The organism is Bombilactobacillus sp. ESL1202 (genome assembly GCF_058107125.1).
This window is the reverse complement of sequence record NZ_CM176590.1, coordinates 1,386,940-1,411,070: the sequence shown is the minus strand read 5'-3', so window position 1 is coordinate 1,411,070 and position 24,131 is coordinate 1,386,940. Positions and strand designations below refer to the sequence as shown.

Here is a 24,131-nt window from a genome sequence, read left to right as displayed (position 1 = left end):
ATTCGCAGTGCAAGATTAATGGAGGTCTTTTATGGATTTAAAACTGCCCAATCTTAAAAAAGGGTTAACTACTTTTGATCTAAAAATTTTAGGAATTGTGCTCATGGTAGTTGATCATTTTCACCAGATGTTTCAACCATTTGGCGCTCCGAATTGGCTGGACTGGTTTGGTCGGCCTGTGGCAACTATTTTCTTCTTTACTAGCGTTATAGGATTTAGTTACACACATAGTAAAAAAAGTTATATGTTTCGGTTGTATTTAAGTATGGTCATGATGTCTTTTTTGACTTTTGGTACTGAGCACATCGTTAAATATGACAAAGTGGTTTTGTCCAATAATATTTTTCGGGATTTATTCATTGGTACTATTTTTATGTTAGCCATTGATTTTTTCAAAAAGGCGCGTCATTCAAGCAAGCGCTGGTTTAACCTTTTAATCGGTACATTATTATTTCTCTTACCATTCATCACTTCACTACTAATCTTACCTCTTACCAAGGTACCAATTGCGGTCATGGTAACTGTCACTAATTTTTTGCCTGCTATTTTTTTGGCCGAAAATAATATTATGACACTTATGATTCCCTTAATGTATCTTTTTAAAAACAATCGTAAAATTCAATGTTTAATCATCGCCATCGTAGCAATTATCTATGCCTGCCTAAGAATGGATCAATGGTTAATGATTTTTGCCATCATTCCGATCATCTTATACAATGGTCAAAAAGGGCGCGGATTAAAATCTTTCTTTTATATTTTTTATCCCGCACACATCATTATTTTATATTTAATTTCCGCCTTTATGTATCTGCACTAGTTAAATTAACTAGTGCCAAAATAAAAAACCTGTGAAACTAGAATTTCACAGGTTTTTTTATAAAATTTTTAGTCTTGATCTACTTCAGCTTCGGTACTTGCCAAATTAGCATCACTCAGATTATCGCTCAAGGCTGCACCTACTTTTTGTGGTTGCATATGACGATATTTAGCCATTCCGGTACCAGCTGGAATAATTTTACCAATCATAACATTTTCTTTCAAACCAACTAATGGATCATTCTTACCACGAATTGAAGCATCAGTTAGAACACGCGTTGTTTCTTGGAACGAAGCTGCCGATAAGAAACTATTAGTTTCCAATGAAGCTTTGGTAATTCCTAATAATACTGGTGAGCCAGTAGCAGGCAATTGACCTTTAATCAAAGCTTCTTTGTTCGTATCTGTAAAATCACCAATATCCAATAAGGAACCAGGTAAAACTTCAGTGTCGCCAGGATCCAAAATCCGAATTTTACGTAACATTTTACGAACCATAACTTCAATATGCTTATCACTAATATCTACACCTTGCATCCGATAAACCTTTTGGACTTCAGACAATAGATAATTTTCAGTTGTTTGCACATCAGTAACTTTAATTAATTGCTTAGGATCAATAGAACCCACAGTTAATTTATCACCACGGTGTAAGACATCACCTTCACTAACCGCAACACTAGCCGTGTAAGGTACACTGTAAGTCCGTGTATCAATCTTACCTTCAATTGTAATCTCACGCGTATGTTCAGCCGGATTTTCATCAATTGCCGTAACTGTTCCGTCAACTTCAGAAATATAAGCCAAACCTTTTGGATTACGAGCTTCAAAAATTTCTTCAACCCGCGGTAATCCTTGCGTGATATCTTCGCCACCAGCAACACCACCAGTATGGAAGTTTCTCATGGTTAACTGAGTACCAGGTTCACCGATTGATTGTGCAGCAACAACCCCAACAGCTTCACCAACTTCAACTTCTTCACCAGTTGCTAAGTTACGTCCATAACATTTTTGGCAAATACCATGCAAGGTATTGCATGTAAATGCTGAACGAATCGTTACTTTAGTAACACCGGCATCCAATACCTTCTTAGTTAATTCTTCATTTAATAAAACATTTCGACCAACTAATTCTTCGCCAGTCTTTGGATCCAAGATTTCTTTTTGCGTATAACGCCCAATTAAACGATCATATAATGGTTCAATAATTTCATTGCCTTCAGTAATGGACATTACTTCTAAACCACGGTCAGTACCACAGTCTTCTTCACGAACAATCACATCTTGAGCCACATCAACCAAACGTCGGGTCAAATAACCAGAGTTCGCAGTCTTCAATGCCGTATCAGTCATACCTTTACGCGCACCGTGAGTAGACATAAACATTTCTAAGACGGACAAGCCCTCACGGAAATTAGAAGTAACGGGAACTTCCATCATCCCGCCGTTAGGAGCAGCCATCAAACCACGCATTCCGGCTAACTGAGTAAAGTTAGAGATATTACCACGCGCACCAGAATCGGACATCATAGAAATTGGATTTTTAGGATCAAAACTATCAACTAATTGTTGTTGAATCTCGTCCTTAGCGTCATTCCAAATACTAATAACACGATTATGCCGCTCTTCATCAGTAATTAAACCACGACGGAATTGTTTAGCCACAGTTGCAACTTGCTTATGCGCTTCATCAACAATCTCTTGTTTATCGTCTAATTGAGGAACATCAGAAACCCCAACGGTCAAACCGGATAACGTACAGATCTTATAACCTAATTCTTTCATATCATCTAGTAATTCAGAAGTTCGTTGAACCTTATAGACTTTAAAGACTTGCGCAATAATATCACTTAAATAGCCTTTTTTAAACGGATCAACTAATGGCATATCTTGTAAACGCTGATGAATGTCTTCACCTTCATTTAAGAAATACTTATCCGCAACTCCATCAGTTAAATTAGCTTCCGTTGGCTCATTAATATATGGCATTCCTTTTGGCAAAATCCGATTAAAGACGACTTTACCAACACTAGTCATCATAATGCGATCTTTTTGATCATCTTTAAAAGCAAAATCCGTTAGGGACTTGGTTGATAATCCAATTCTTGTATGCCAATGCACTACACCATCGGCAAAGGCCATTTCTACTTCATCCATGTCCTTAAAGATCATACCTTCGCCCTCACGACCGCGTTCTTCCAAGGTCAAGTAATAGTTACCTAGAACTACGTCCTGTGAAGGAGTAACAATTGGTTTACCGTCTTTAGGGGCTAAAATATGATGAGCAGCTAACATTAACATCCGTGCTTCTGCTTGGGCTTCATCAGATAATGGAACGTGAACCGCCATCTGATCACCATCAAAGTCCGCATTATAAGCTTCACAAGCTAAAGGATGCAAACGAATTGATTTACCATCAACTAAAACTGGTTCAAATGCTTGAATTCCTAAACGGTGCAACGTCGGTGCCCGGTTTAATAGAACTGGACGTTCTTTAATTACGTCTTCTAAAACATCCCAAACTGCATCATCTTGCCGTTCAATTTTACGTTTAGCATTCTTAATATTGGAAGCTAATTCCCGCTCAACTAATTCATGCATAACAAATGGTTTGAATAATTCCAAAGCCATTTCTCTTGGTAAACCACATTGATAAAATTTTAAAGTTGGGCCAACATCAATAACTGAACGCCCAGAGTAATCAACCCGCTTACCTAATAAGTTTTGACGGAAACGACCTTGCTTACCTTTAAGCATGTGTGACAAAGATTTTAATGGGCGATTACCCGGACCAGTAACCGGACGGCCACGACGACCATTATCAATTAAAGCATCAACGGCTTCTTGTAACATTCGTTTTTCGTTTTGAACAATAATATTTGGTGCGTTTAAATCTAAGAGCCGTTTTAACCGATTATTACGGTTAATTACCCGCCGATACAAATCATTCAAATCAGAAGTAGCAAAACGGCCACCTTCTAATTGCACCATCGGTCGTAAATCAGGTGGAATAACAGGAATACACTCCATGATCATCCATTCAGGACGATTACCAGAGTCCCGAAAAGCATTCAAAATGTCTAATCTACGAATTGCCCGGGTTCGTTTTTGACCAGTTGCGGTCTTCAATAATTCTTTTAAGCCTGTAACTTCTTTATCCAAATTGACAGCTTGTAATAATTCTTTAATACCTTCAGCACCCATTTTGGCTTCAAATGCATTACCAAACTGAGCACGTTTTTTCCGGTATTCAGTTTCAGTCAATAACTGTTTATCTTCTAAGTCAGTATCACCTGATTTAATAACCACATAAGCTGCAAAATAAATAATTTCTTCTAAAGCTCGTGGACTCATATCTAAAACTAAGCCCATCCGGCTTGGAATACCTTTAAAGTACCAAATATGCGTTACTGGTGCTGCCAGTTCAATGTGTCCCATTCGTTCCCGCCGAACTTTGGAACGCGTAACTTCAACACCGCAACGATCACAAACAATTCCTTTATAACGAATCCGTTTGTACTTACCACAAGCACATTCCCAGTCTTTAGTGGGGCCAAAAATCCGTTCATCAAACAAACCATCACGTTCAGGTTTTAAAGTTCGATAATTGATAGTTTCTGGCTTTTTAACTTCACCATATGACCAACTTCTAATCTTATCTGGTGAAGCCAAACCAATTTGCATACTTTCAAATTTATTGACGTCTATCAATTGGCAACCTCCTATTATTTATCAGTTGTATCGCCATCATCTAAGCTTAAACTACTCATTTTATCCATTAAATTATCTAAGTCAGGTTGCATTTGAGTTTCTTTTTGCTTATTTTTCTCAGCCAATTCTTGTAATTTCTTTTGTTCTTGTTCCTGAGCTAGTTTGGACAAAGCATCAACACTCTTCGAAGTACTATCTTCATCCATATCACGCAGGCCAATTTCTTGATGTTCATGATCTAAAATCTTCATATCCAAACCTAAAGATTCCAATTCTTTAATTAAAACTCTAAAGGATTCTGGAACACCAGGCTTGGGAATTGTTTCACCCTTAACAATAGCTTCATAAGTGTTAACTCGACCGGTAACATCATCTGACTTATAAGTCAAAATCTCTTGCAAAGTATAAGCAGCACCATAAGCTTCTAAGGCCCAAACTTCCATTTCACCAAAACGCTGACCACCAAATTGTGCTTTACCACCTAAAGGTTGTTGCGTAACTAAGGAGTATGGTCCAATTGACCGTGCATGAATTTTATCATCAACCATATGGGCTAATTTCATATAGTACATCACACCCACGGCTACGCGGTTATGGAATGGTTCACCAGTCCGACCATCATATAAAACAGTCTTGGCATCAGAAGCCATATTAGCTTCTTTAACAGCTGACCACAAATCATCATCACTCGCACCATCAAAAACAGGAGTTGCGATATGAATACCTAAATTACGAGCTGCCATCCCTAAATGCAGTTCCAAAACCTGTCCAATATTCATACGTGAAGGAACACCCATTGGATTTAATAAAATATCAATTGGGGTACCATCTGGCATATAAGGCATATCTTCTTCAGGAACGACAATAGAAACTGTCCCTTTATTTCCGTGACGACCAGCCATTTTATCGCCCACTTGAATCTTACGCTTTTGAGCAATATAAACCCGAACCATCGTATTAACACCGGGGCTTAATTCATCGCCAGCTTCACGAGTAAAAACTTTGACATCCTGTACGATTCCGCCGCCGCCATGAGGTACCCGCAAAGAAGTATCACGAACTTCGCGAGCTTTTTCACCAAAAATCGCGTGCAATAACCGTTCTTCGGCGGATAACTCAGTCATACCTTTCGGTGTTACCTTACCAACTAAGATATCGCCATCACGAACTTCAGCACCAATCCGGACAATTCCGGTTTCATCTAAATCTTTTAAGGCGTCTTCACCAACATTCGGAATTTCCCGAGTAATTTCCTCAGGTCCTAATTTGGTATCACGCGCTTCAGATTCATATTCTTCAATATGGATTGAAGTATAAACATCATCTTTAACTAAACGTTCTGATAAGACAACGGCATCTTCGTAATTATACATGTTCCACGTCATGAAGGCGATTAGTGGGTTTTGACCTAAAGCTAATTCGCCTTCTTGCATTGCAGGTCCGTCAGCAATAATTTCACTTTTATCAACGTGATTGCCCTTTTCAACAATTGGTCGTTGATTGTAACATTTACCCGCATTAGAACGCCGATATTTCATTAAGTGATAAGTGTCTACAACATCTTCATCATCACGCTTAACCATAACAATTTTGGCATCAACGTATTGAACAATACCACTATGATGTGCCAATAAAGCTGTTCCAGAATCATGAGCAGCTACATATTCCATACTGGTTCCCACTAATGGAGAATGAGGTTTAACCAACGGCACCGCCTGACGCTGCATGTTGGCACCCATTAATGCCCGGTTGGAGTCATCGTTTTCCAAGAAAGGAATACATGAAGTAGCTACTGAAACAACTTGCCGTGGAGAAACGTCCATATAATCGACTTTATCAGCTGTGGTTTCAATATTGTCATCTTGATGACGCGCTAAGATTCGTTCTTCAGCAAAAGAACCATCATCATTTAAAGGAGTGTTAGCCTGAGCTACCACGTAATTATCTTCTTCATCAGCTGTTAAATAATCAATTTTATCAGTAACTTTATGAGTTTTCCAAGAAACACGGCGGTATGGTGTTTCAATAAAACCGTACTTATTAACAACCCCATAAGTTGCCAAGTTATTAATCAAACCAATGTTTGGTCCTTCAGGTGTTTCAATCGGACACATCCGACCGTAATGCGTATAGTGAACATCCCGGACGGCATATCCAGCCCGATCCCGAGTTAAACCACCAGGTCCTAAAGCTGATAAACGTCGCTTATGTGTCAATTCACCTAATGGATTATTTTGATCCATAAATTGTGACAACTGTGAAGAGCCAAAGAATTCTTTAATGGCTGCCACTACTGGTCGAATATTAATTAATTGTTGGGGTGTAACCGTTGCGGTATCTTGAATCGACATTCGTTCACGGACAACACGTTCCATCCGTGACAAGCCCAAACGAAATTGATTTTGTAATAATTCTCCCACAGAACGAATCCGCCGATTACCCAAGTGATCAATATCATCAGTAGAACCAATTCCTTCCTGCAAGTTCAAGAAGTAATTAATTTCTGCCAACATATCAGCTGGAGTAATATGCTTAACTTTTTCATCAATATTACCATTACCAATAATGTTTACCGCATGATCTTCATCGACCTGTGAATAAACTTTGATAATTTGTAGCTTAACTGGATCGCCTAAAATTCCTTCATCAGCCGGTTGAAAAGTTACAGCTTTAAAATCAGGATCTTTCAGATAAGGTGATAACTTAGCTATAGCTTCCCGGTCAATTTTGGTATCTTTAGCCAAAATTACTTCACCCGTTTGTGGATCGGCTAAGGTTTCAGCTAAGGTTAAACCAAGTAACCGAGTTTTTAAATTTAATTTTTTATTAACTTTATAACGTCCGACTGGTGCCGTATCATACCGCTTTGGGTCAAAGAAACGAGCATATAGTAGCGACCGTGAACTTTCAGCTGTTTTAGGTTCACCGGGACGTAAACGTTCATAAATATCTTTTAAAGCTTCAGCAACACGCGAATCACTTGTATCTTTATGAACATCTTTTTCCAAAGAAAGATTTAAAGTATCACTGTTACTACCAAAAATTTCAGTAATTTCTTGATCGGTGCCAAAACCAATTGCTCGAATTAATTCGGTAATTGGTAATTTACGGGTTCGATCAATACGGACGTAACTAATATTTTTAGCATCATTATCAAATTCTAGCCAAGCACCGCGGTTAGGAATAACCGTCGTGCCATAGATCATCCGCCCATTTTTATCAGTTTCAGCAGTATAGTAAACTCCTGGTGAACGAACTAACTGAGAAACAATAACTCGCTCAGCACCATTAATAATGAAAGTTCCCTGTTCTGTCATTAACGGAAAGTCACCAAAGAAGACATCTTGGGTTTTAATTTCCCCAGTATCATGATTAGTCAAACGCAAAGTAACGTGAAGTGGTGCAGAATAATTGGCATCATGATCCCGTGCTTCTTCAACCGTATATTTTGGTTTGAGAAGCTTATATCCAACATAATCTAAAGATAATGTGCCAGCAAAATCATTAATTGGCATAATATCCTGGAACATTTCCTTCAAACCTTCATCTAAAAACCAATTATAAGAATTAGTTTGAATGTCAATTAAGTTTGGTAATGGTAAAACTTCCTTAATCCGGGCATAACTGCGACGGGTCCGGTGTTTTCCGTAGTTGACATTATGGTAACGAACTGTTTCTTGCGTCAAACTATTCACCCTTTCAAATAAATTACCAGTCAATATTACAATTTCATTACAAATTAGCATTTAACAATTTGAAAGCAAAAAAAAACCAAAAATAGTTCAAATACTATTTTTGCTTTTCTATAATTCCGGCTCGGACAAGATTTCGAGGGAATACGCCCACTGCACCACGCTAATTAATCTTAACTAGAATAAGACAATTTTGGGAAATTGTCAAGAATTAAACTTGAACTTTTTGAGCATGTCGGATATTAAATGTTAATTGATTCTTAGCCACTCCTACTGACAGTCGATCACCAGCATACAATTGATTTGACAATAATAAATCACTAATTTGATCTTCCACCTGGTTTTGAATTGTCCGCCGTAAAGGTCGAGCACCTAATTGTGCACTAAAGCCCTTTTCTACCAACCAATTCAAGGCTCTAACAGTCAGCGTTAACTTAATTTCACGTTGGGCTAAGCGCTCAGTCAAATCTTTGGTCATAATTTTCACAACTTGTCTTAAATCAGACTTAGTCAATTCATGGAAAACCAAAATCTCATCAATTCGATTTAAAAATTCCGGTCTAAAAAATTGCTTAGTTTCCGTTAAAATATGAGCTTTCATGGCTTGATAACTATCAGCATGTGCTTGATTAAAGCCCACACTATGGTCTTCATTCAAGCTCTCAACTCCCAAATTAGAAGTCATGATAATAATCGTATTACGAAAATCAACTTTTCGGCCCTTCGAATCAGTTAAAAAACCGTCATCCAAAACTTGCAATAATAAATTAAAGACATCACGGTGAGCCTTTTCCACTTCATCCAATAAAATAACCGAATAAGGATGATTACGAACCTGTTCTGTTAACTGTCCGCCTTCGTCATAACCAACATAACCAGGAGCTGAACCCACCAAACGTGAAGTACTAAATTTCTCCATGTACTCAGACATATCAATCCGAATCATATCTTCTTCGCTGCCAAAAACTATCTGCGCTAAAGCCTTTGCTAGCTCAGTTTTACCAACGCCCGTTGGCCCTAAAAACATAAATGAACCAATTGGTCGTTTAGGATCTTTGAGACCACTACGTGCCCGACGAATGGCCTTGGCAATCGCACCAACTGCTTCATCTTGACCAATTACCCGCTGGTGTAATTCATCTTCCAAGTGTAATAATTGTTGCGATTCTTGTTGCGTAATTTTAGTTAAAGGTACATCGGTCCATTGTGAAACAATCTCAGCTATATCCGCTTGACCCACGGCTACTACCTGATTGATTTTTGAACGTTCTTTTTGATCTTGTTGTTGAATTAAGCTTTGAACCTTCATTTCTTGCTTACGAATACTAGCCGCCGTTTCAAAGTCTTGTTTAGCAACTGCTTGATCTTTTCGTTTTCCCAATTGGTTCAATTCTTGTTCGAGAGTTTGCATTTTATTAGGCTGTTGAGCATATTGCTGAATATGAACCCGTGCAGCTGCTTCATCAATTAAATCAATTGCTTTATCAGGGAAAAAACGATTAGTTAAATACCGTTGAGAAAAGTCAACTGCAGCCTGCAAAGCAGCATCCGTAATCTTTAGTTGATGATGCTGTTCATACTGGGGACGCAAACCTTTCAAAATTTCAAATGTCTGCGCAGCCGTTGGTTCTTCAACCATAATTTTAGCAAAGCGGCGAGCAAAAGCGGCATCTTTTTCAATGTATTTTTGATATTCATCTAAGGTTGTCGCACCAATCATTTGTAATTCACCACGAGATAGCGGTGGTTTCAAAATGTTAGAAGCATCAATTGCGCCTTCCGCACCACCAGCGCCAATCAAAGTATGAAGTTCATCCACAAATAAAATTACATTTTGATCACGATTAATTTCATTAATAATTTTTTTCAATCGGTCTTCAAATTCGCCCCGATACTTCGTACCAGCTACCAAAGAGCCCATATCTAACATCATTAGCCGTTTATTATCTAATTCAGCTGGAACTTCATGACGAATGATCTTTTGCGCCAATCCTTCAACGATTGCCGTTTTACCAACGCCTGGTTCACCAATTAAGACGGGGTTATTTTTGGTTCGCCGACTTAAAACCTGAACCATTCGTTCGATTTCCTGCTCACGACCAATTAAAGGATCCAATTGTTTTTGTTGAGCTGAAGCAGTTAGATCACGTGCCAAAGAATCTAATGTTGGCGTCGTTGTTTGCGAATTACCATTAAATTGCTTTTGGTTAGCTCGATCCTTACGTTCTGAAACTCCCATATTTTTTAATAATAGTCGTTTAACCTTTGAAAGGCTTAAACTGAGACTTGTCAAGATTCGTGAAGACAAAATAGTTTGATCACGTAACAGGGCTAATAAAATATGTCCCGTTCCTACTTGATTAGCACCTAGTAGCTTAGCTTGTTGGCTGGCTTGTTCTAAAACCTGACCGGCACGCGGAGAATAAGGTAAGTACAATTTATCTTGATTCGCAACTTTATTATCTCCATAACCCGCTAAAGCTTCAATCTCATCTTTAATATCATCAGCAGTAACCGTCATTTCCATAATGGTTTTAGCAGCCACGCCATTATTTTGTTTAACTAAACCATATAATAGATGTTCTGTTCCCACAGCATGATGCCGAAAATCCATTGCAATCTTTTGTGCTAAATTTAAAGCTTCTTTGGCACTGTTAGTAAATAATTCGCCCATAACAGTCTCACTTTCTTTAAATACAATCTCATTAATTAAATAACTACCGTTTAATTATTGTACACCAGATTAAGGCTGGTACAAATTTTTAATAACTGATTATTAACAAAAAAGCACTAATCAATTGAAACTGTGACAAAAATGCTTAATCATTAAATATAATTTAAATGTTAAACTAATTTCTGATCCTAATTATTATCAATGATGAAAACTAGCACGGATCGCAAAACTAGTTTTATCATGTTATAGGATATTACAGCAAAATTAATTTGTTATCAACTAGCACCGATTGTTCACTATTAATTTTTAAAAGGTTCTATAATATTGAGTGTTGATGAGTGATTTCATCGGCACTTTTTTATGTATACCAATTTATTTTGGAATACAAAAAAGAACATTGCCTCCCTATGTTACAATTTAGTCGTCTAAACCTATTGAAAGAAGGAAAAAACAATGCCCTTAGATAATTATTCTACCAGTTTAATTCTTGGAATTAAAGATCAAAACATTAATTTTGAATCTGTTAAGCGTCAATTTATTAATGGTAAGAGTGCTTTGGTGTTTCATGCTACTTTATCTTATCCTCTAAAACGTTGTCCTAATTGTGGTTTTACTGGAAACATAGTTAAGTATGGAACTATAAAAGTTCGTATTTTACTACCAGACAATCACTGTCAATTATCATATCTAGTTCTAAAGAAACAACGATTTTTATGTCGACAATGTCATTCCACAACAGTCGCGCAAACTGATATTGTCAAACCACATTGTCATATTGCCCTAAATGTTTATCGTTGTGTAACCCTGGCTGCACGCAAAAATCAGTCACTCAAAGATATTGCCCAAAGATATAGTGTTTCAGCCACCACTGTGCAAAATGTCTTAAACCAAAACTATCAGCGATTGTTAGGCTATCCAACTTATCGTTTACCTAAACATCTTTTGTTTGATGAATTTAAAGCTTTAAAGAATTATAGTTTTATCTTGATGGATGCCAAAAGTCACCGTTTATTAGATACCTTACCCACCAGATTAACTAAAGATCTGAAACACTATTTTGAACGGTTTTCTTTAGAAAATCGGCAACAAGTGCAGACCATTGTCGTTGATTTGAATGCTGCCTATATTAATTTTATTCCCAAACTATTCCCGAACGCAGAAATCATCCTTGATCGTTTTCATCTAGTACAAATGGCTAATCGGTCACTGAACTCCATTCGTAAACGGGTAATGGAAGGCTGTGTCCACAGGAGTCGTGACTATTGGATCTTAAAAGGTTATTGGCGGCTGTTTTTAACTAATTTTGAAAATTTGGAAGCTAAAAAAATGAATTATCAAACCAAAGTTGGTTATTATGACACGCAAGTCAATTTATTGCATATTGGTTTAGCCTTAGACTGTCAGTTTCAAGCTGCTTATGAAGTTTACCAACAGCTATTAACCGCTGTGAAAACGCGAAATGCTCATCTTTTGAAAACTATTTTGAATGACTATCGACCTCTGCATAATGAGATGGACCAAACAATTAAATCATTGCGTAAGCATTTAACAGCAGTTCTCAATAGTTGTCGCTATGAGTACAATAATGGTGCTATCGAAGGTCTGAATAGTAAGATCAAGAAAATCAAACGAACTAGTTATGGTTTTCGCAATTGGGATAATTTCCGCTTACGCATTAAACTGGAATGTTTACCCACTTTACAGATTTAACGATAACAATTAAATAATTTTTAAAAGCCCAACAGCTTGGGTACCTTTAAGATACCCAAAAATAGCTTAGAATTAAAAAATGACGACTGAAAAGTAAACAAAAAAACTAACTAGACCAATTACTAATCTAGTTAGCTAAAAAATTAATTATCAACACTGCTTTACATAGAACCTTTTAAAACTTATTATTCTCCAACACTAAATTTTATATAATCAAAAAAAAGACAGTCAGATTACTTCTGATTGTCTTTTGTCAGCTAATATGTAGTTAACCAATAATCGGGAAAACAAGATTCGAACTTGCGACCCCTACGTCCCTAACGTAGTGCTCTACCAAGCTGAGCTATTTCCCGTACTATCGGGAAAACAAGATTCGAACTTGCGACCTCTACGTCCCGAACGTAGCGCTCTACCAAGCTGAGCTATTTCCCGATTAAAAAAGCGGAAGACGGGATTCGAACCCGCGACCCCCACCATGGCAAGGTGATGTTCTACCACTGAACTACTTCCGCAAGGATTATTCATCAAAAATTCTAAGGACAATGCACCCAGTAGGAGTCGAACCTACAACCTTCTGATTCGTAGTCAGACACTCTATCCAATTGCGCTATGGGTGCTCATTATAATGCCGAGGACCGGAATCGAACCGGTACGGTAATCACTTACCGCAGGATTTTAAGTCCTGTGCGTCTGCCAGTTCCGCCACCCCGGCGTGATTATAATGAAAGCGGAAGACGGGATTCGAACCCGCGACCCCCACCATGGCAAGGTGATGTTCTACCACTGAACTACTTCCGCAAAAAAATACTAAATTAATAGTAATGAGTCGCGTGGGACCCGAACCCACGACCCACGGCTTAAAAGGCCGTTGCTCTACCAGCTGAGCTAGCGACTCAACACAATCATCAGCTTAACCAATGACTGTATTAGTATAACAATTTAAACTAGAAAATGCAACTCTACTGCCAAAGATTATTTATTTTTTATCATCTGGTCGTAAAGTTGGGAACAAAATCACGTCCCGAATTGATGGTGCATCCGTTAAAAGCATTACTAAACGGTCAATGCCAATTCCCAAACCACCAGTTGGCGGCATGCCGTATTCTAGTGCTTCAACAAAGTCTTCATCAATCGGTTCTGCTTCATCATTACCAGCTTCACGTTCTTTAGCTTGTGCTTCAAATCGTTCTCTTTGATCAATTGGATCATTCAATTCAGTAAAGGCATTAGCATATTCATTACCTAAAATAAATAATTCAAAGCGGTCAACAAAACGGGGATCTTTTTCATTCTTTTTAGCTAACGGTGAAATTTCAATTGGGTGACCATAAATAAAAGTTGGCTCAGTAATGGTTTCTTCAACGAATTCTTCAAAGAAAGCATTGATGATATGTCCCACTTGCCAATAATCTTCATAATGAACTTGGTGCTCATCAGCTATTTTACGAGCTTGTTCAATTGACATTTGTGGCCAGAAGTCAACGCCAGTTCGTTCTTTAATAGCATCTACCATGTGTTGGCGTTTAAATGGTTTGCCTAAATCAATTTCATGACCTTGGTAAGTAACTTTATCAGTTTTTAAGGCTTTTTTAGCTGCATAACGGAAAATACCTTCAGTTTCATCCATTACATCTTCAAAATTGAAATAGGCCGCATAACTTTCTAATTCCGTAAATTCAGGATTGTGCTTAGTATCAATTCCTTCATTCCGAAAAACACGACCAATTTCATAAACACGTTCCATACCACCAACGATTAACCGTTTCAATGGTAATTCCAAAGCAATACGCATGTAAAGATCGATATCTAAAGCGTTGTGATGTGTCAAAAATGGCTTAGCCGAAGCTCCACCAGCTTGACTGTGTAAAACTGGGGTTTCCACCTCTAAGAAACCATTTTGATCTAGATACTCTCTAATCGCTGAAATAATCCGCGTTCTTTTCACAAAACGATCAAAACTTTCTTGATTGGTAATTAAGTCTAAATACCGTTGCCGATAAATCTGTTCGACGTTAGTCAAGCCGTGATATTTATCAGGCAAAGGACGTAAGGCTTTGGTCAGTAATGTTACGTGATCGGCGCGAACAGTCAATTCGCCCATATCAGTTTTCATAACAGTACCTTCAATTCCAAACAAATCGCCTAAATCAGACTTTTTAAAAATTTGGTAATTTTCTTCACCAACAACATCTTTACGAACATAAAGTTGAATTTTACCAGTCCGATCTTTCAAATCAGCAAAACCAACTTTACCCTTGCCACGTTTAGTCATCATCCGACCAGCAATTTTAACTGCTACTGGTTCAATCGCATCTTTATCTAAATCACCATATTTGTCATGTAATTCTTTTGCTGTTGTATTCGGCTCATAACGGTGACCGAACGGATCGATCCCGGAATCACGCAAATCCTGCATTTTTTGCCGTCTAACCCGCAATTGATCATTCATTTCATTGTCTGCCATATTCTCTTCTCCTATCTTTGTAATTGTCTTTGCATTGCCTGTTGAGCAAATTGATCCAGTAAGTCATCAACCTCTTTTTGAGTATTGACTTCATTAATGGCCGCCTTGGTGCGCGCCGAACGTGGAATCCCTTTTAGGTAATATGCCGCTTGCTGGCGAAATTCTGGTACGCCAATGCGTTCACCTTTTAATTCCACGAGCCGTGCCAGTTGCTCTTTAGCAATCTTAATTTTTTCTTCAGGTGTTGGCTCCGGTAATAACTCACCTGTATCTAAATAAGTTGCCATAGCTTTTAAAGCCCACGGATTACCAATGGCTCCGCGCGCAACCATTACTGCATCTGCGCCCACTTCATCAATCATTTTTTTGGCATCCTGCGGTGTTTTAACATCACCATTGCCCATAAAAGGAATTGTTAAGTGTTGGGCTACTTCATGCAATAGTTCCCAATCGGCATGACCACTATACATTTGGGCTCGTGTTCGACCATGCATGGCAACAGCATCAGCACCACCTTCCTGGGCAGCCAAAGCGTTTTCCACTGCTAAAATATGATCACTATCAAAACCAGTGCGCATCTTAATGGTCAAAGGCTTAGAAATTTCTTGCTTAACAGCTTTGACTAAATCATAGATACTATCCGGATCTAATAACCAATTAGAACCGGCTCCCGTTTTAATAACCTTTTTAACGGGGCAACCCATATTAATATCAATAATATCAGCTGCTGTATTTTCAGCTACATATTTAATAGCAGGCACCAAAGTTTCTTTAGAACCGCCAAAGACTTGAATACTGATTGGATGTTCATTGGGATTAACATACAACATTTCATGAGTCTTTTGATTATTATATAAAATCCCACGATCACTGACCATCTCACAAACTACTAAGCCAGCCCCGAATTCTTTAGCGGTCATTCGAAAAGAATAGTTCGAAATCCCCGCCATTGGCGCTACAACAACTTGATTAGGGATTGTAACGTCACCAATTTTCCACTCCATCAATCTTTCCTCTTTCCAAATTACTAGCACATACATCATAGCAAAAGCTAAGGGTTACTGGCAATTATTTCTCGGAGATCATTTGCTGTAATTCTGTCGTTGTGAATTGATATTTTTGACCACAGAATTTGCAAACCACTTCAATTGGTTGGTTTTCAGCTATCATTTGTTGCAATTCCAAATTTGGTAAAGCTGAGATTGTTTTAGCAAAACGTTCTTTTGAACAATCACAAGTAAAACTAACGGGCAGCTTTTCTAAGATCTTAGTTCCAGAACTAAAAAGTGATTTTAAAAGTTCTTCTGGAGTTTTTTGCTGTAATAGTTCATGCAAGGGTGGTAATTTTTGAATTTTGTCAGTTAAAAGTTCTAATTCTTGATCAGTTGCTTGGGGCAGTGCTTGTACCATAAAACCGCCAGCACAACTAACCTGATTATCGCGCTCAACAAAGACTGACAATCCCACTGCTGCTGGAATTTGTTCCGATTGAACCAAATAATAAGCGTAATCTTCAGCTAACTCACCGGAAATCAAAGGTACTTTGCCAGTAAATGGCTGTTGTAAATGCTGATCTTTAGTCACAGCTAAATAACCGTTTTGCCCAACTGCTTTAGCAACATCAATTTTGCCCTTTGCATTCAATGGCAAGCTAATATGGGGATTTTGCACGTAGCCTTTAACTTGCCCCTGAGCGTTACCATCGGCGACAATTAATCCCACGGGACCGCCACCAGCAATTCTAGTAGTTAACAACTCATCGTTCTTGAGCATTGAAGTACTTAATAATAAGGTTCCAATTAAACTGCGACCTAAAGCAGCAGTGGAAGCACTCCAAGTATCATGATTTTTTTGTGCAGTAGCAACCAATTTAGTGGCATTAACCACATAAATTCGAAAATGCCGCTTTTGATCCAATGCTTTGATCAAATAATCTGCCATTTAATTCTCCTTTAGAACTACTTTATCTTAAATTTATCATAATAATTAAATAATCAACAGTTCATATTTCACGAAAAGTAAATTTCGAAAAAATTTAATCTACAATCTTATAAAATTGTTGTCTGCCGCGATTATTAAAATATCCTTTTTTGACATCTTGACTTTTAAGTTCTAAAAATGGCTGAGATTAAAACTTCATCTCAGCCATTGCGTAACTTATTAAATCCTATTCTTCAGTCTGATCGCCATCACTATCGGTCGGATCAGAAGTGATTGTTTCTGGGTCATCATGATGTTGTTGAACTTCATGCGCCTGTTTTTCTTCATCGCGACGTTTGGCCGCTTGTTTAGCTTCTTCAAAAGTAGAAGCTTTTTCAGATGGAAATTCATTTTGATCAGTTTCTGGCAGATGACCAGTATTATATAAACTTAAAATTTGCTTTTCATCCAAAGTTTCATACTTCAACAATGCTTGTGCAATCGCCTTATGTTGTTCACGATGACTTTGAATCACCTCTACAGCAGTTTGATGACCTTCATCTAAAATCTTGCGAATTTCTTCATCAATGGCCGTTGCCGTTTCTTGCGAATAATTAGGTTGACCATAAGCACCAACGGGTGCGCCACCCTTTTCTAATTGAACCATACCCAAGCGTTCGGACATACCATATTCAGTTACCATGGCCCGGGCAATTTGGGTTGCTTGTTCAAAGTCATTGGAAGCCCCGGAAGATTGGGTGCCAAAAATAATTTCTTCAGCCGTTCGACCACCCATCAAACCGGCAACTTGTTCCATTAAATCTTTCTTGGTTAACAGATTTTGATCTTCCTTGGGTAACATGATGGCATAACCGCCAGCGCGTCCCCGCGGAATAATGGTTACTTTACGAACTACGCGTGAATCACTTAAAACCACACCAATAATCGCATGCCCAGCTTCGTGGTAAGCCACCGTCTCACGTTCCTTAGCGGAAATAACACGGTCTTTTTTCGCTGGACCAGCAATAACACGATCTTCAGCTTCATCAATATCAGCAGCATCAATCTGCTTTTTATTGCGTTCCGCTGCTACTAAAGCTGCTTCATTTAAAACATTCTCTAAGTCAGCACCAACAAAACCGGGGGTTTGTTGAGCAATAACTTTCAAGTCAACATCATCCGCCAAAGGTTTATTTTTGGCATGAACTTTTAGGATAGCTTCACGCCCTTTAACATCTGGCTGACCCACTAAAATCTTCCGGTCAAAACGTCCCGGCCGTAACAAAGCTGGATCCAAGACATCAGAACGGTTAGTAGCTGCAATAACGATTAAACCTTCTTTACCAGTAAAACCGTCCATCTCAACTAATAATTGATTTAGGGTTTGTTCCCGTTCGTCATTGCCACCGCCAGTTTTACCGTTACCACGCTGACGGCCAATCGCATCAATTTCATCAATAAAGATAATAGCTGGCGCATTCTTCTTAGCGCTACTGAATAAGTCACGCACCCGTGAAGCACCAACACCAACAAACATCTCAACAAAATCGGAACCCGAAATCGAATAAAACGGTACCGCTGCTTCACCCGCAACTGCTCGGGCTAGTAAAGTTTTACCGGTTCCTGGCGGTCCTTCTAATAATACCCCAGAAGGAATTCGTGCCCCTAAAGCTAAATACTTGCGCGGATCTTTTAGAAAATCAACCACTTCAACTAGCTCTTGTTTTTCTTCCTCTGCACCCGCAACATCGGAAAAACGAACCTTATTTTTCTTAGGATCAACTGGCTTAGTCTGTGACTTGCCAAAACTCATAATCTTGCCAGCACCGCCACCTTGACCAGCTTGACCCATCATAGAATACAGTAAGAATGCAAAGAAAAGAAATGGAATAACCGTTAAGGCAATATTCAACCACATTCCATTCTGTGATTCCTCACGTGTTCTCATTTGTGTTTTCGATTTTTGTGCTGCTTGATTAATTTCTTGCAGAGTGGAGTTATTAGGCAAAACTGTTGCTGTAAAATCTTTTGCCTTGGTCACACCAGCTGCAGAGTGAGCAAATAAATTAACATTCGATTGACTACTTTTATTAGTTTCTGACTTCTTTAAAGTCCCTGAAACTTTATAAACGCCATTGGATGGCTGCAGCGAAAAATGTTTAATTTTATTAGCTTTCAGCTTAGACACAAATTCGCTTGAAGACAGATTTTCCACTTGTGATGAACCTTGTCCACCTACAAACCAACTTGTAGCCAAAATTAATAACACAAAAATAATGATATAAAATAGACTATTATTTCGTAGTCCATTTTTATTATTTTTCAATCTGTTTTTCCTCCACGAGAATTAAATTATTTTCATGCTAGCATACTTCAACGTATGTCGCTAGTTACAATCTACATTTAAAGTTTCTAAATTTAAAGTTTCTAAATTTAATAAATAATTATAACCAGTATAACATAATGCTAAGAACCAGCTTGAGTTAGAGCTAGCTAATCTTGAGAGTAAATTTCTGGTTTTAAAACACCAATATAAGGTAAGTTGCGGTAACGTTCTTGATAGTCCATCCCGTAACCAACCACAAATTCATCAGGACATTGTAAACCAACATAATCAACATGAACATTTTGTTGACGGTTAGCTGGTTTATCCAATAATGTAACAATTTTGACCGATTTAGCATGCCGAGATTTAAATAAATTAGTTAATTCACGCAGTGTAATCCCTGTATCAATAATATCCTCAATGAAAACCACATCGCGGTCAGTTACTGAAACATCTAAATCTTTTAAAATCCGCACCTGACCCGATGAAGAAGTTTGACCATTGTAACTGGAAACATCCATAAAATCAATTTCCGTACTTTCTGGCAATTGTCGCATTAAATCAGTTAAGAAAATAATTGCCCCTTTTAAAATACAAACAAACAACGGATTTTTATTTGCATAATCATTAGCTAATTGTTGGCCCAACTTACGGTTGGCCTGTGCAATCTCTTCCGCAGAAAATAAGACTTTTTGCATATCTTGATCCATTTTCATAATTAATCTCCAATCTGAATTTCAAACAAATACTTTGTTGGGGCAATTTGATAATGATAAATATCTTTAATCCACACAATTTCATCATCAAACGTCACTACCCACAATTGCTCCCGTAAACTTTGCGAAACTTTCAAATTGATTAAACGATCCTTTAATTTCTGATGTTGACCATTTAATAAGCGTAAACGATCACCAGGTCGACGTGACCGAATTTGAATTTTTTGGGGTAAATTAGTGAAGTAAAACGTCTGTGAATTAATTTGTGAAGACTGTTTTATTGTAAACTTTTGACCATTATTTGCAAGAACGGGCTGGTTTAATTTCATTGATAAGTCAAGCTGTAATGGTTCTGGTAAACCTTGGCTAACTTTTAAATTTTGATAAGTTTTAATTAAGTACCAATTGTGACTGAGATTTAAGCGCGCATTGGCTTTTGTCAATAGTTGAATAATCTGTTGTAACTGCCGATTATTCAAATCCACTTGCAAAATATGATGACATAAATATTGAATAAACAGTGCTTGCTGCAATGCTGTTAAATTAACAATTTTTGTCAAATCAAGCTGAATTTGATTGGATGCAACTTGAGTACTTTGCTGCTGCAATTGCTTGAATTGCGTGGTCAGAAATTCGTCGGCAGCTTGGAGTTGTTGGGCAAAACTGGTAATGTGCTCTGCTAATTTTGGATTAAAAACGGTTAATTGCGGCACAATCTGATTGCGCAATTGATTACGCCAAGTAATATTTTCAAAATTAGTTTCATCAACAGCAAAATTAATTTGTTGTCGTTTTAAATAAGCCCGCAGCTCTGTCTTGGAAAAGGTCAGCAGTGGTCGTACTAGTTCGCCCTGGGCAAATTTTCTTTTCCGCTGCATCGCCGCCACTTCCCATAAGCTGCCACTGCGAATTAGCTTCATTAAAATCGTTTCCACTTGATCATCGCGTTGATGCGCCACCAATAATTGTGCTAAATGAAATTTTTTCATTAACTGGGCAAAATACTGATAACGAAAATTACGCGCCGCATTTTCCAAACCAATAACGTTTTTTGGATGTTGCCACGTAGTCGTATGGAAAATAACATCTTTTTGTTGACAATAACGACGCACTAATTGAACTTCAGTTTGACTTTGTGGTCGTAAATTAAAATCCACCGTTGCCACGTGAATTTGGGGACGCAAATTAATTGGCAATTGTAACATTAGTTGCAATAACGCCATTGAATCACTACCACCAGAAACGGCAATTAAAACCCGGGTTTGCTTATTCCAATCCTGAAATTTTTGAACTTGATGAATAAATTTAGTTTCGATTACATCCATTATTATTAACAGTTAACCTTACATCCGTGTTAAAAATTGGTGCCAATAGCACCAGTTATTTAACCCCGACGTCCGCCACGGCCACCTCTTTTGCCCTCAGTATTTTTCTTAATAGTTGCTAGACGATCTTGACTTTCTTTCATAAAATCGGCTAATAAATCGTCAAAATCTTCACCAGATTTATGTGCTCCAGCATGACCGTGACTATGATGAGGGGCATGATGTTTATGATTTGGGACTGGTGGTAAAGCTTTTTTCATTGATAACGCAATTTTACCGTCGTCAATTCCGACAACAATCGCTGTTACTTCGTCACCAATACTTAATTTGTCATGAATATCTTTCACATAGTCATTAGAAATCTGGCTAATATGTACCAGACCACTTTGGCCATTACCAATATCAACAAAAGCTCCAAAATTTTTAATCCCCACTACTTTGCCTGTTACTTTTGCGCCTACCGATACGGTCATTTTCTTTCCCTACTCCTTAAAAATTTAAATTTTTATTTGACTCATTGGGAATATTATAAATAATTTCTCCATTTTTGGAATAGTCAAATCGATAACGAATTAAATTATCTAAATATTCTGGCTGATGTAATTGTTGAACTTCATTTTGTAAATCTACATTTTTTTGCTTCATTTTTGATAACTTTTTCTTCTGGTCAACCAAGTCTTGGCGGGTCACCGCTTGTGTTTGATTAGCCTGATAAAGACGATAGCCAAAAAACAAACTAATAATGGTCAACAAGCCAATTAAAACTGTTACGCGCCGCCGATGAATAACTTGAACATGCCGTTTAAATTGCCGTTCGGCAGAACGATCTTCATTATTAATGTTGATCTGACTAATATTATTCCTTTCAGGCTGATTAGACAAAATAATCCCTCCGTTTAGCTATCCCTATTTTGAGTATAACAACACCGTGATTAAATTGTCTATTATTTAATCAAAATAAACGCCACTTTAATCATCTATTGGTTGATACATTTTCACAGCATCTTCTTTTTTCACAATTTGTGGTGTTGCAATTACCTTAACACTCACGGGCCGATTACCATAATGAATGGTAATTTGGTCACCAATTTCTACATCTGTTGCCGATTTAGCTACCCGTTGATTAACATCAACTCGTCCTTTATCAGCTAATTCTTTAGCTAAAGGACGTCTTTTCACTAAGCGTGACAATTTTAAAAATTTGTCTAAGCGCATCATTTCACCTTCTTTTGTTTTCTATTAATTAACCACTTAAAGCCCGGCAATAAGCGCCACTCAGCCGGTGACAATAGCCTTCCATAATAACTGCCTACTAAAACCCAAATTAGGCCAAATAATATGCCACTTAGCGTTTCCAGCACGGCAAAAGAGCGATTTAAAGGCCAAATTACTTGCCATAGTTGATTAACAATCCCAACTACTAACCCCATTGTACCAACAATTAAAATAACTTTTAAGCAAAAATTGTGCTGCCATAGAATTTTTTGTAAAAATTGGCCGGAATAATGATAAATAATTACTGCCATAACTAAACCAGAAAGCAAAGTTGCTAAACTGGCACCATTAATACCTTGGCGGGGGATTAAATAATAATTGGCAACTAATTTAGTTATCATTCCCCACAATAATGCCCACCAATTTTTTTGTTGGCGATGTTGGGCATGCATAATGGTATTGATAATTGTTACATATGAAATAAAAATTAAAGTTAAAACATAAATGGCCAAGGAAAAACTTTGATCAGCATTCGTAAACAGCAACGTATTGATTTGTGGCATTAAAACGGCTAATCCGACCGCACACGCGCTGGCTAAAAGTAACGTGACATGAAGTGTCGATTGAATTAATTGATTGGTAGCCGCATTTTTGGTGGTGCTAATTTGGGGCAATAGAGTAGTTGCAAAAGAAACTGCAATCACAATACCTAATTGGGCTAACGGCTGGCCGCGATCATAAATTCCTTTAACAATCTGCGGCTGTAAAACGCCGCCTTTGATTAACAAACGTAAAACCGTCAACGAGTCAACTAACTGTAATAAAACCAAAATACTACCAAACAAACTTAGTGCTAATCCTTCTGTTAAAAAGCGTTGTTTTAATTTGAAGGTGGCGGTGGCGGTGGCGGTTTTCTTGCTGGATTGCCGTAATTTTACTTGCGGCCAAAATATTAGCAATACTATAATGCCGGCTAACGCACCAAACATTGAACCAGCATGCGCCCAGGCCCCCATCACATAATAAGACCAATGCTTTGTTTTAAACAAAAGTGCCACCACAATAATAATTAGGACGCGGACAATTTGTTCACTAACCTGAGCCAAAGCTGTCGGTAGCATTAATAATTGCCCTTGAAAAATTCCGCGTAATAAAGCGGCCATGGGCGCCACTAAATAAAAACCTGCTACCACTTGAATTAAACTTGTTAACCGCCCATCTCCCATCACCTGAGCTAATCCTGGCGCCATTATAAATAAAATTCCTGCGGCCACTACTGCCAGCTTCATCATCCAATTACGCAAATGTTGATAATTACTTTTTTGATTAGTCGGATCTTCCACTAAGACTTGCGAAATAAACATGGGTAATCCCGTTAAGGTGACTGCGGTCCATAAACCATAAATTGGATAGATTTGTTGATAAACAAAAAAGCCCCGATCGCCAACAATATTTTGTAAGGGAATACGGTAAAGCGCACTTAAGATTTTGGTAATTAGGGCTGACAATGATAGCAACCATGTACTCTGCCATAATAAATGATTCGATTTATTATTCATCAT

Annotated in this window: 15 protein-coding genes and 7 tRNA genes; 2 read left to right on the top strand and 20 right to left on the bottom strand. The window is 37.9% G+C overall.

Going from position 1 to position 24,131, the window contains the following annotated elements; genetic code table 11:
• Window positions 1-31 precede the first annotated feature (31 nt).
• A complete protein-coding gene (locus AC3B7A_RS06195) occupies window positions 32-817 on the top strand; it encodes a TraX family protein (RefSeq protein WP_489755259.1) in 786 nt (261 codons plus the stop codon).
• Window positions 818-885: 68 nt separating this feature from the next.
• On the opposite strand, the gene rpoC is transcribed toward AC3B7A_RS06195, so the two are convergent.
• The 3 genes from rpoC to AC3B7A_RS06180 all read right to left on the bottom strand — a co-directional run bounded on the left by rpoC (window position 886) and on the right by AC3B7A_RS06180 (window position 10,893).
• Entirely contained in the window at window positions 886-4,527 is a 3,642-nt protein-coding gene (gene rpoC, locus AC3B7A_RS06190; protein ID WP_489755258.1) for a DNA-directed RNA polymerase subunit beta', read from the bottom strand.
• A 14-nt stretch (window positions 4,528-4,541) separates the two neighbouring features.
• Window positions 4,542-8,213 carry a DNA-directed RNA polymerase subunit beta gene (rpoB, locus tag AC3B7A_RS06185; protein ID WP_489755257.1) on the bottom strand — a complete coding sequence of 1,224 codons (3,672 nt, stop codon included), beginning with the start codon at window positions 8,211-8,213 and terminating at the stop codon, window positions 4,542-4,544.
• 217 nt (window positions 8,214-8,430) lie between these two features.
• Window positions 8,431-10,893 carry an ATP-dependent Clp protease ATP-binding subunit gene (locus tag AC3B7A_RS06180; protein ID WP_489755256.1) on the bottom strand — a complete coding sequence of 821 codons (2,463 nt, stop codon included), beginning with the start codon at window positions 10,891-10,893 and terminating at the stop codon, window positions 8,431-8,433.
• Between the two features lie 453 nt (window positions 10,894-11,346).
• Between AC3B7A_RS06180 and AC3B7A_RS06175 the strand changes: the two genes are divergently transcribed.
• Window positions 11,347-12,603, top strand: a complete 1,257-nt coding sequence (locus AC3B7A_RS06175) for an ISL3 family transposase (RefSeq protein ID WP_489755255.1) — start codon at window positions 11,347-11,349, stop codon at window positions 12,601-12,603.
• A 279-nt stretch (window positions 12,604-12,882) separates the two neighbouring features.
• Here the strand turns inward: AC3B7A_RS06175 and AC3B7A_RS06170 are convergent.
• From AC3B7A_RS06170 to AC3B7A_RS06090, 17 genes are all read right to left on the bottom strand, one after another.
• A tRNA-Pro gene (locus AC3B7A_RS06170) sits at window positions 12,883-12,956 on the bottom strand.
• 5 nt (window positions 12,957-12,961) lie between these two features.
• Window positions 12,962-13,035 (bottom strand) — tRNA-Pro (locus tag AC3B7A_RS06165).
• An 8-nt stretch (window positions 13,036-13,043) separates the two neighbouring features.
• Window positions 13,044-13,115, bottom strand: a tRNA-Gly gene (locus AC3B7A_RS06160).
• 31 nt (window positions 13,116-13,146) lie between these two features.
• Window positions 13,147-13,220 (bottom strand) — tRNA-Arg (locus tag AC3B7A_RS06155).
• A gap of 9 nt (window positions 13,221-13,229) precedes the next feature.
• A tRNA-Leu gene (locus AC3B7A_RS06150) sits at window positions 13,230-13,315 on the bottom strand.
• Between the two features lie 14 nt (window positions 13,316-13,329).
• Window positions 13,330-13,401 (bottom strand) — tRNA-Gly (locus AC3B7A_RS06145).
• Between the two features lie 24 nt (window positions 13,402-13,425).
• A tRNA-Lys gene (locus tag AC3B7A_RS06140) sits at window positions 13,426-13,498 on the bottom strand.
• 81 nt (window positions 13,499-13,579) lie between these two features.
• A complete protein-coding gene (gene lysS, locus AC3B7A_RS06135; RefSeq protein ID WP_489755254.1) occupies window positions 13,580-15,067 on the bottom strand; it encodes a lysine--tRNA ligase in 1,488 nt (495 codons plus the stop codon).
• Between the two features lie 11 nt (window positions 15,068-15,078).
• Window positions 15,079-16,071 carry a tRNA dihydrouridine synthase DusB gene (dusB, locus tag AC3B7A_RS06130; RefSeq protein ID WP_489755253.1) on the bottom strand — a complete coding sequence of 331 codons (993 nt, stop codon included), beginning with the start codon at window positions 16,069-16,071 and terminating at the stop codon, window positions 15,079-15,081.
• Window positions 16,072-16,135: 64 nt separating this feature from the next.
• Window positions 16,136-17,008, bottom strand: a complete 873-nt coding sequence (hslO, locus tag AC3B7A_RS06125) for an Hsp33 family molecular chaperone HslO (protein WP_489755252.1) — start codon at window positions 17,006-17,008, stop codon at window positions 16,136-16,138.
• Window positions 17,009-17,234: 226 nt separating this feature from the next.
• Entirely contained in the window at window positions 17,235-19,313 is a 2,079-nt protein-coding gene (gene ftsH, locus AC3B7A_RS06120) for an ATP-dependent zinc metalloprotease FtsH (RefSeq protein ID WP_489755251.1), read from the bottom strand.
• 167 nt (window positions 19,314-19,480) lie between these two features.
• Entirely contained in the window at window positions 19,481-20,023 is a 543-nt protein-coding gene (hpt, locus tag AC3B7A_RS06115) for a hypoxanthine phosphoribosyltransferase (RefSeq protein ID WP_489756558.1), read from the bottom strand.
• An 8-nt stretch (window positions 20,024-20,031) separates the two neighbouring features.
• Window positions 20,032-21,354 (bottom strand): tRNA lysidine(34) synthetase TilS, encoded by a 1,323-nt coding sequence (tilS, locus tag AC3B7A_RS06110; protein WP_489755250.1) that lies wholly within the window; start codon window positions 21,352-21,354, stop codon window positions 20,032-20,034.
• Window positions 21,355-21,413: 59 nt separating this feature from the next.
• Window positions 21,414-21,827, bottom strand: coding sequence for a S1 domain-containing RNA-binding protein (locus AC3B7A_RS06105; RefSeq protein WP_489755249.1), 414 nt, complete (start codon window positions 21,825-21,827; stop codon window positions 21,414-21,416).
• Between the two features lie 16 nt (window positions 21,828-21,843).
• Window positions 21,844-22,236, bottom strand: a complete 393-nt coding sequence (locus AC3B7A_RS06100; protein WP_489755248.1) for an FtsB family cell division protein — start codon at window positions 22,234-22,236, stop codon at window positions 21,844-21,846.
• Window positions 22,237-22,323: 87 nt separating this feature from the next.
• Window positions 22,324-22,569 carry an RNA-binding S4 domain-containing protein gene (locus tag AC3B7A_RS06095; RefSeq protein ID WP_489755247.1) on the bottom strand — a complete coding sequence of 82 codons (246 nt, stop codon included), beginning with the start codon at window positions 22,567-22,569 and terminating at the stop codon, window positions 22,324-22,326.
• Window positions 22,569-24,131, bottom strand: coding sequence for a putative polysaccharide biosynthesis protein (locus AC3B7A_RS06090; protein ID WP_489755246.1), 1,563 nt, complete (start codon window positions 24,129-24,131; stop codon window positions 22,569-22,571). The genes AC3B7A_RS06095 and AC3B7A_RS06090 overlap by 1 nt, the downstream gene beginning before the upstream one ends.